This is a genomic window from Paenibacillus chartarius (genome assembly GCF_042432825.1).
Classification (GTDB): domain Bacteria; phylum Bacillota; class Bacilli; order Paenibacillales; family NBRC-103111; genus Gordoniibacillus; species Gordoniibacillus chartarius.
The window spans coordinates 1-8,290 of sequence record NZ_JBHLWN010000032.1 but is presented as its reverse complement, the minus strand read 5'-3'; the positions used below and the strand labels follow the sequence as shown (position 1 = coordinate 8,290).

General features: G+C 46.7%; 5 protein-coding genes and 1 pseudogene. 3 read left to right on the top strand and 3 right to left on the bottom strand.

Features of this window, described 5'->3' with window-relative positions:
• Positions 1-760: 760 nt before the first annotated feature.
• From hsdR to ACFFK0_RS09730, 3 genes are read left to right on the top strand one after another with little or no spacing between them, the layout of a single operon-like run.
• Complete coding sequence (gene hsdR / locus ACFFK0_RS09740) at positions 761-4,006, top strand: type I restriction-modification system endonuclease (protein ID WP_377469964.1); 3,246 nt, start codon at positions 761-763, stop codon at positions 4,004-4,006.
• Complete coding sequence (locus ACFFK0_RS09735) at positions 4,007-5,494, top strand: class I SAM-dependent DNA methyltransferase (RefSeq protein WP_377469963.1); 1,488 nt, start codon at positions 4,007-4,009, stop codon at positions 5,492-5,494.
• A complete protein-coding gene (locus tag ACFFK0_RS09730; RefSeq protein WP_377469962.1) occupies positions 5,487-6,926 on the top strand; it encodes a restriction endonuclease subunit S in 1,440 nt (479 codons plus the stop codon). Before ACFFK0_RS09735 ends, ACFFK0_RS09730 begins: the two co-directional genes overlap by 8 nt.
• 25 nt (positions 6,927-6,951) lie before the next feature.
• Here the strand turns inward: ACFFK0_RS09730 and ACFFK0_RS09725 are convergent, their stop codons facing one another.
• The 3 genes and pseudogenes from ACFFK0_RS09725 to ACFFK0_RS09715 all read right to left on the bottom strand — a co-directional run.
• Positions 6,952-7,338 (bottom strand): retropepsin-like aspartic protease, encoded by a 387-nt coding sequence (locus tag ACFFK0_RS09725; RefSeq protein ID WP_377469961.1) that lies wholly within the window; start codon positions 7,336-7,338, stop codon positions 6,952-6,954.
• A complete protein-coding gene (locus ACFFK0_RS09720; protein ID WP_377469960.1) occupies positions 7,328-7,480 on the bottom strand; it encodes a hypothetical protein in 153 nt (50 codons plus the stop codon). Before ACFFK0_RS09720 ends, ACFFK0_RS09725 begins: the two co-directional genes overlap by 11 nt.
• 223 nt (positions 7,481-7,703) lie before the next feature.
• Positions 7,704-8,290: pseudogene (locus ACFFK0_RS09715) on the bottom strand (SpoVR family protein); the annotation flags it as partial.

Below are 8,290 nucleotides of genomic sequence, written 5' to 3'. Positions count from 1 at the left end.
TCGATGGCTCGCTCGAGCTGCTGAATTTCCGTTGGTGTCATGGCGTCACGCACGCTCCCTTCCGGTTGGAAAGCTCTTAGTGCATGTATATTCGGGGGGAGGGGGGAACATGTGGGGAAGGTGTTGGGGAGAAGTTGTCCGACAATGTATAAATAATAAAAGTATTCGGTGAGACAGACGCGAAGGAAGGAGTTATAAAAGATATTATAATTGCAGATAAATTGATGATATTAATTTTTTGGTTTGGTAGCCTATAACTGCGTATTCCGGTAATGTCTGGACACTCATTCCGAAAAGATTTGGACACCTATTCCGGTAATATGTAGACAGGCGTTATTCGGCGGGGGTTGCCTTTTACTCATTCTTCTCGCTTGGCGGCGAATCAGCTAGCATTTCCCGAAAGGCATCATGATCTTCAGGCAAATCGTATTTCTGATCGAGCGTTTGGTCATCATCCAAGCTATTATCTGCACCAGTTAATGTTTCTTGAATACGGGTGAGATACCTCCTCCTTATGTGGTTAACTGTTTATCCGTGGAAAGGATTGAGGTTAACCGGGTTATTAAGGTTAACGCTGAAAGCGAGCATTACCACTGTCATCAATTCTCCTATGTATATGCTTAAAGTAGGAGGACTAGTATCAGAAAATTTCCATAAATGCAGGGGATTTAGAAAAAGATGTCGAATACATATGGATTGATACCGTAGACCTATATAAGTTTATGTTAAAAGCTATTCTTAAGTATCGGGGGTGATTGTGGTGGGTGGAAATTTTCATTTTTTAGAAAAACACTGGAAAATCTTATCTGACCTCGGAGAAATGGCTGAGCGGAATTTATTTGTTGATCCCAACACAACACTGATCAAACTTCGGATGTTTGGTGAGACGTTAACGAAGTACATATATGCTTTCGAAGAACTAGATGAATCTAGAGTGGTGACGCAGGTAGACCGGTTAACCCAATTAATGCGTGAAGACCTGTTAACCGATGAAATTTCAGATATGCTGCACACGCTCCGCAAGATTGGCAACAAAGCGGCGCATGAAGCGGGGTATGGCTCAACCAGAGAAGCTCAAGCATTGACGCAGCTTGCCTTCCGACTAAGCGTGTGGTTTATGCAGGTCTACGGCGAGTGGGACTTTCAAGCTCCAGACTATGTCGAACCAATAGAGCAGGATACGGCTGGCAATCAGGAGCAGTTGGATCAGTTAGCCCAGTCTTATGAGGCGCGGATGGAGCAGCTGCAGCAAGAGTTGGAGACACTTCGTCAGCATCAAACAACCGTTACACAAGAGGATAAGCGGAAGCGCCAAACGAAATCCAAGCAGGCTGGCAGCGCTCTCTCTCTTACTGAGGCGGAGACGCGACTGATTATTGATGAAAAGCTTCGCCAAGCCGGTTGGGAAGCGGATTCTCAGACACTACGCTACGGTCTCGGAGTACGCCCGGAGAAGGGTCGAAACCTTGCGATTGCAGAGTGGGCGCTCAAAACAGGCTTTGCCGACTATGCGCTGTTCTGCGGATTAGAGCTGGTTGGCATCGTCGAAGCTAAGCGGATGAGTAAGAATGTGGAGGCAGATATTGCCCAAGCCAAGAAATATGCGATGCAGGTCGTGCGTCATGGTGATGAGATCATTCATGGTCCTTGGGGGAATTATCAGGTGCCTTTCCTTTTCTCCACAAACGGACGCCCTTACCTGGAGCAGCTTAAGCATTTGTCCGGTATTTGGTTCCTCGACGCCCGCAAACCAACGAATCATCCACGTCCGCTGCAGGCGTGGTATTCTCCGCAAGGTCTGAAGAGTCTGCTGCAGCAGGATCAAGAGCAAGCGACCAAGGACTTGCAGGATGAGACGTTAGACTACCTTAAGCTGCGTCCGTATCAGGAGGACGCAATCCTTTCCGTTGAGCAGGCGATTGCTGCCGGAGAACGTAAAATTCTGGTGGCGATGGCAACGGGCACAGGGAAAACAAGGATGGCGATCGGTCTGCTTTATCGCCTCATTAAGCATAACCGCTTTAAACGGGTCCTGTTCCTTGTCGACCGTTCGGCGCTAGGTCGGCAGGCGGAGGCGGCATTTAAGGATTCGAAGCTGGAAAGCTATCATTCTTTTACAGAAATTTTCGAACTGCAAACGTTAGATGACAAGAAGCCCAATCAGGAAACGAAGGTTCACATAGCTACTGTACAGGGCATGGTAAAACGCTTGTTTTACAACGAGAATGAGAGTGATATTCCATCCGTTGATCAATATGACTGTATCCTAGTGGACGAGGCGCATCGCGGCTATACGCTCGATAAGGAAATGTCGGAGCTGGAGCTGACGTTCCGCGATCATGAGGATTACGTGAGCAAGTATCGGAAGGTGCTCGATTACTTTGACGCGGTTCGTATCGGGTTGACGGCTACGCCCGCGCTGCATACGGTTGAGATATTCGGTCGGTCGGTATTCAGCTATTCCTATCGAGAAGCAGTCATTGATGGGTATCTCATCGATCATGAGCCTCCTATGCAGTTCGAGACCTTGCTCAAGAAGAACGGAATCAAGTGGCAGATTGGCGAAGAGGTTGCGGTGTATGATGTGTCCTCAGGTACCATCGACAAGGAAATGCTGCAGGATGAAATCAATATTGATGTGACTCAGTTCAATAAGACTGTCATTACGGAGAGTTTCAACCGCGTTATCCTTGCCGAGCTTACCAAATCTATCGATCCGGAATCGGACGGTAAGACGCTAATTTTTGCCGCGACGGATGACCATGCCGATATGGTGGTGCGAATCTTCAAAGAAGAGTTGGAGAAAGCGTACGGGGCTGTTGACGACAATGCGGTGTTGAAAATTACAGGATCGATCAAAGATCCGCTGCATGCCATTAAACTTTTTAAAAATGAGCGGCTTCCGAGTATCGTTGTAACAGTTGATTTGCTGACTACGGGCGTTGATATTCCAAGCATAACGAATCTTGTGTTCCTTCGCCGGGTACGTTCAAGGATATTGTATGAGCAAATGCTGGGGAGAGCGACCAGAAGGTGCGATGACATTGGCAAGGATCATTTTATGATTTATGATGCGGTTGGGATTTATGAAAGCTTGAAGCCGTACACCGACATGAAGCCGGTCGTTACAAAGCCGTCTGTTACGCTTGATATGCTCGTAGATGAGTTGGCTCAGCTAGATAGCGAAGAGCAGGGCAAGCAGCACAAGGAAGAAATTATTGCGAAGATTCAGCGGAAGAAACGCACTTGGACGGCTAAGGATCATGAGGATTTTAAGGCGCTGTCCGGTGGAATGAATGTGGATGATTTTATCAAATCACTGAAGAACACGGATGCACTTCAGATCGGCTCTGAGCTGCAGACGAAGAAAACGCTGGTTGGCTTTATTGATGAAAATCGCGGCAGAGCGCATCGTATTTATATTTCCAATCATGAGGATAAGCTTCTTTCCACGTCTCGCGGTTACGGTAACGCTAAGAAGCCGGAGGATTACTTAGAAGGCTTCCATGCGTTTATTAAGGAGAATTTGAACCTGATTCCGGCGCTCACCATCATTTGCACACGTCCGAATGATTTGACCCGTGAGGAGCTTCGCAAGCTGCGCGTAGCACTGGATCAACAGGGTTATTCGGAGAAAATGCTGCAGGCAGCATGGCGCGATGCGAAGAATGAAGATATTGCAGCGGACATTATCAGCTTCATCCGTCAGCAGGCACTAGGCGATCCATTGATTAGCCATGAAGAACGTATTGAGGGCGCGATGAAAAAGATTTATGATATGAAGGTCTGGTCGAAGGTTCAGAAGGATTGGTTGAAGCGGATCGAGAAGCAGCTGCTGCAGGAATCGGTATTGGATCCTAACCCGGAGAAGGCATTTGATGTGGAGCCATTCAAGAGCAAGGGCGGCTACAAGCAGTTGAATAAAATCTTCGACGGTGAGATCGATACGATTGTCACGACGATCAATACTGCACTATACACACCTAGAAAGAGGGATCTGGCATAAATGGGCAATCAGGATATTGTACAAAAGCTGTGGAACTTATGCAACGTACTGCGTGATGACGGCATCACGTATCATCAATATGTGACGGAACTAACGTACCTTCTATTTTTAAAAATGATGAAGGAAACAGATAACGAAGGTATCCTGCCGGAAAATTATCGCTGGGACTCTCTAACGGAGCGCCATGGGATTGCGCTGCAGCAGCATTATCGTCAGCTGTTGTTGGATCTTGGAGCTCAGGGCAATGACACGATTAAGCAGATTTACATGAATGCGACCTCGAATATCAATGAGCCCAAAAACCTGGAGAAGATCATCACGTCGATCGACCAGCTCGACTGGTACAGCGCTAAGGAAGAAGGACTCGGCGATCTTTATGAGGGATTACTCGAGAAAAACGCTAGTGAGACGAAGTCGGGAGCGGGGCAGTATTTTACTCCACGTCCGTTGATCGATGTTATTGTGAAGCTCGTTGATCCTCAGCCGGGTGAGCGGTGTAACGACCCTGCTGCGGGAACGTTCGGCTTTATGATCGCGGCAGACCGTCATGTGCGCAACAAGACGGACGACTATTTCGATCTGGGAGAAAAGGAAGCGGAGTTTCAAAAGTATCAAGCTTTCACAGGCGTGGAATTGGTTAAGGATACGCATCGTCTAGCGATGATGAATGCAATGCTTCATGATATTCATGGCGAGATTATGCTTGGCGATACTTTGTCTGATGACGGTGCAAGCTTGAAAAACTTCGATGTGATCATGACCAATCCGCCGTTTGGTACAAAGCAAGGCGGAGAACGCCCCACTCGTGACGACTTAACGTTTACGACCACGAACAAACAGCTGAACTTCCTTCAGCATATCTATCGTGCATTGAAATCGAACGGTAAAGCACGCGCGGCGGTTGTTCTGCCGGATAACGTTCTATTCGAGAGCGGCGTAGGCGCAAAAATTCGTGCTGACTTGATGGATAAGTGTAACCTGCATACGATCCTGCGCTTGCCAACAGGGATTTTCTATGCTCAGGGTGTAAAGACGAACGTATTGTTCTTTAGCCGTGAGAAAACGGATAAGGACAGCACAAAGGAAGTATGGGTGTATGATCTGCGGACGAATATGCCGAGCTTCGGAAAGCGTACGCCATTGACTGTGGCTCATTTTGACGCGTTTGTTGCAGCTTATACAGCTGACGATCGTACTAAGGTGGAAGATGAGCGGTGGAACGTATTTACGCGTGAGGAGATCCGTAAGAAGGACGACAGCCTCGACATCGGCTTGATCGCCGATGAGTCGCTGTCCGCTTACGATAATTTGCCTGATCCGATTGATTCTGCGGAAGAGGCTATCGCGAAGCTGGAACAGGCTTTGGCATTACTGGGTGAAGTTGTTGCTGAGTTGAAGGCTATTGAGACGAAGCAGAATGGATACGAGGAGAGCAAGCCAAAGCTGTCATTGGTTGCAGAAGCAACCGAGGTGTACGGTAATGAGTAAGAAAAATGTGAAGTCACCTGAAGAGGTGTTGAAAGAGGCGTTTGTGCCGGTAGAAGAGCAGCCTTATAAAGTCCCGGATAATTGGGTTTGGGTAAGATTGGGTTTTTACCTTGAAAACTACGATAATCTACGTGTTCCGATTTCAACAGACGAACGTAGAGACCGACAAGGTCCCTTTCCATACTATGGAGCTTCAGGGGTAATCGACTATATTGATGGTTTTACACATGAAGGTGAATTTATATTACTGGGCGAAGATGGAGCAAATCTAGTTACAAGGACCAAACCAATTGCTTTCTTAGCGAAGGGAAAGATCTGGGTTAACAATCACGCTCATGTTTTAAGAACTAGGGGAGAGTTCCCTAACAAGTTTGTTGAGTATTATCTTAATTCCATTAGTCTAAACAAATATGTTAGCGGGTCAGCCCAACCAAAGCTGAATCAGAAAAATATGAATGCTATTCCATTGCCTATTCCACCACTAAATGAACAAAAACGAATTGCTGACAAACTCGAAAGTCTCTTGGACAAAATCAATCAAGCAAAACAGTTAATTGAAGAAGCCAAAGAAACCTTTGAACTTCGCCGAGCGGCAATTTTGGAGAAGGCTTTTCGTGGGGAATTGACGAGAAATTGGCGGGTTGAAAATGTGCAAAGTGGTTCTGTTGAAACGTTACTTCAAAAGATAATTGCTCTAAGAAATGATAAGAAAAGCAAAACGATTGGCAAGGAAATAACATCCGCGCCGTTTGAACTACCATATGGTTGGAAATGGATACGCCTTGAAGATTTGATTGAAGTATCTACTTACGGAACGTCAGCAAAAACTAATGATGATGTGGGTGTGCCTGTCCTGCGGATGGGAAACATCCACGATGGGCAGCTAATCTTAGATAATTTGAAATACCTACCGATTGACCATGCTGATGTTGAGAAATATAAGTTGGAAGAATACGACTTGTTGTTTAACAGGACAAATAGTTATGAATTAGTTGGCAAAACTGCTGTAGTTCGTGGGAAACAGGCGACAAAGATGACTTACGCCTCATATTTAGTGAATGTTAGACTCTTTTTCAAGGAAAAAATAGCTAGATATATTTGTTACTATATTAATAGTCATTTAGGTAGGAATTACCTACTTTCGATGGTTACTCAGCAAGTTGGGCAAGCCAACATAAATGCAAGTAAGCTTGCTTCATTAATTGTACCTATGCCACCAGAAGAAGAAATTGCTGAAATAACCAGGTTACTCGACAATTACATTGATAACGAAAGATCAATATTTGAAACACTTAAGATTGATGACCTGTTAAACAGTCTCGAAAAGGCAATACTAGCCAAAGCATATAGTGGCGATTTAGGTACATATGATGAGATTGAAGCTAGTCCCATTGCTTTAATTAAAGATCTACTATCCAACAGTCACAAATGATAGGTTGCCTTCGGGCGACCTAATTTTATTTTTTAGCTGAATACATAACCAGCTTATTCAAATCCAAAACAACATTCGCCGCCATCAGCAAATCCAATCCGAGAAGCCCATTGATCTCAAGCTTTTCATGCAGAGCACCAACATCAAGCTTGAAATTTTCAATCTGAAAATCGCCCAACATCACAGCATCAAACTCTTTTCTAAAACAGCTTTCCTCGCCGCCAATGCCGAAAGCACTGACGATTTCGTCGCCGGTTTCAAAGTAAACACCAATATCAGCCACAGCATCGGCGGAAAGGAGCGTATGAGAAGCACCGGTATCAATGACCAGCTTGTCAATGGTAAGGGCTTGTCCCTTATAATTTATCGTAATCGAGGTCTGCAGCAGTCCATCCACGAGATCAATTTTCATATTGGACAACTCCCCGCAAGCCACGGAGTGTACGGATTTCGATTTTCAGCTCTTCATTCGAGGTGTGGGACACAATGATGCCGTCTTTCGAACGAAGCAGTTCTTGGGTTGCCTCTTTGGGATCTTGGATGGCTTTAATCAAGGCGACCTCATCCACATATTTGGTATTACCTTCTGTATGCGACGTGAGGATCTGCAGCTTTACGTATTGGTCGGGGTAAATCTTCCGAACTTCTTCCCATTGCATGGCTGGCACCTCCATAAGGTTCTGTTACCTCCATTGTACCAAAAAACAAGCAATAAGAAAGCTCTCCCGACGATCCCTGATCGTTCGTGGAGAGCTTATTTGCGTAAGCACCTTGGCGATACGAAGCCCAGCCTTCGTTCATGATCTTCGTTTCCATCTGCGGCCAAAGATACAGCATCTCGTCGCGCAGCATGGTGAGAATGTCGCGCTGCCAGTCCTTCAAATCGGGCGCATACTCTTCAATGAACAGCAGCAGGTCCTTCTCCGGCTTCGGCGGGAACCGCTTCTCCGGCTCCGCATCGGCCTCGCCGCGCAGCGAGAAGCGCTTTGTCGCTTGCTGCTCCGCGTGCCGGTAAGGCTTCGTCAGCGAAGGGTCGACGTGCTCCTGGATCGCCAGGACGGCGTCGATGAAATTTTCCACTTCCTTCACGCCGTATTCGATCTCGTAGCCGCGGATCCGTTCGGCCGTGGCGGACATGCTCTCCACCATGTTCCGGTTCGTGCGCGAGAAGCGCGAATTGTTCTTGAAGAAGTCGCAGTGCGCCAGCACGTGGGCGACGATCAGCTTGTTCTGGATGAGCGAATTGCCGTCAAGCAGGAAGGCGTAGCACGGGTCGGAATTGATGACGAGCTCGTAGATTTTGCTGAGGCCGAAGTCGTACTGCATTTTCATCCGGTGGAAGTTCTTTCCGAACGACCAGTGGC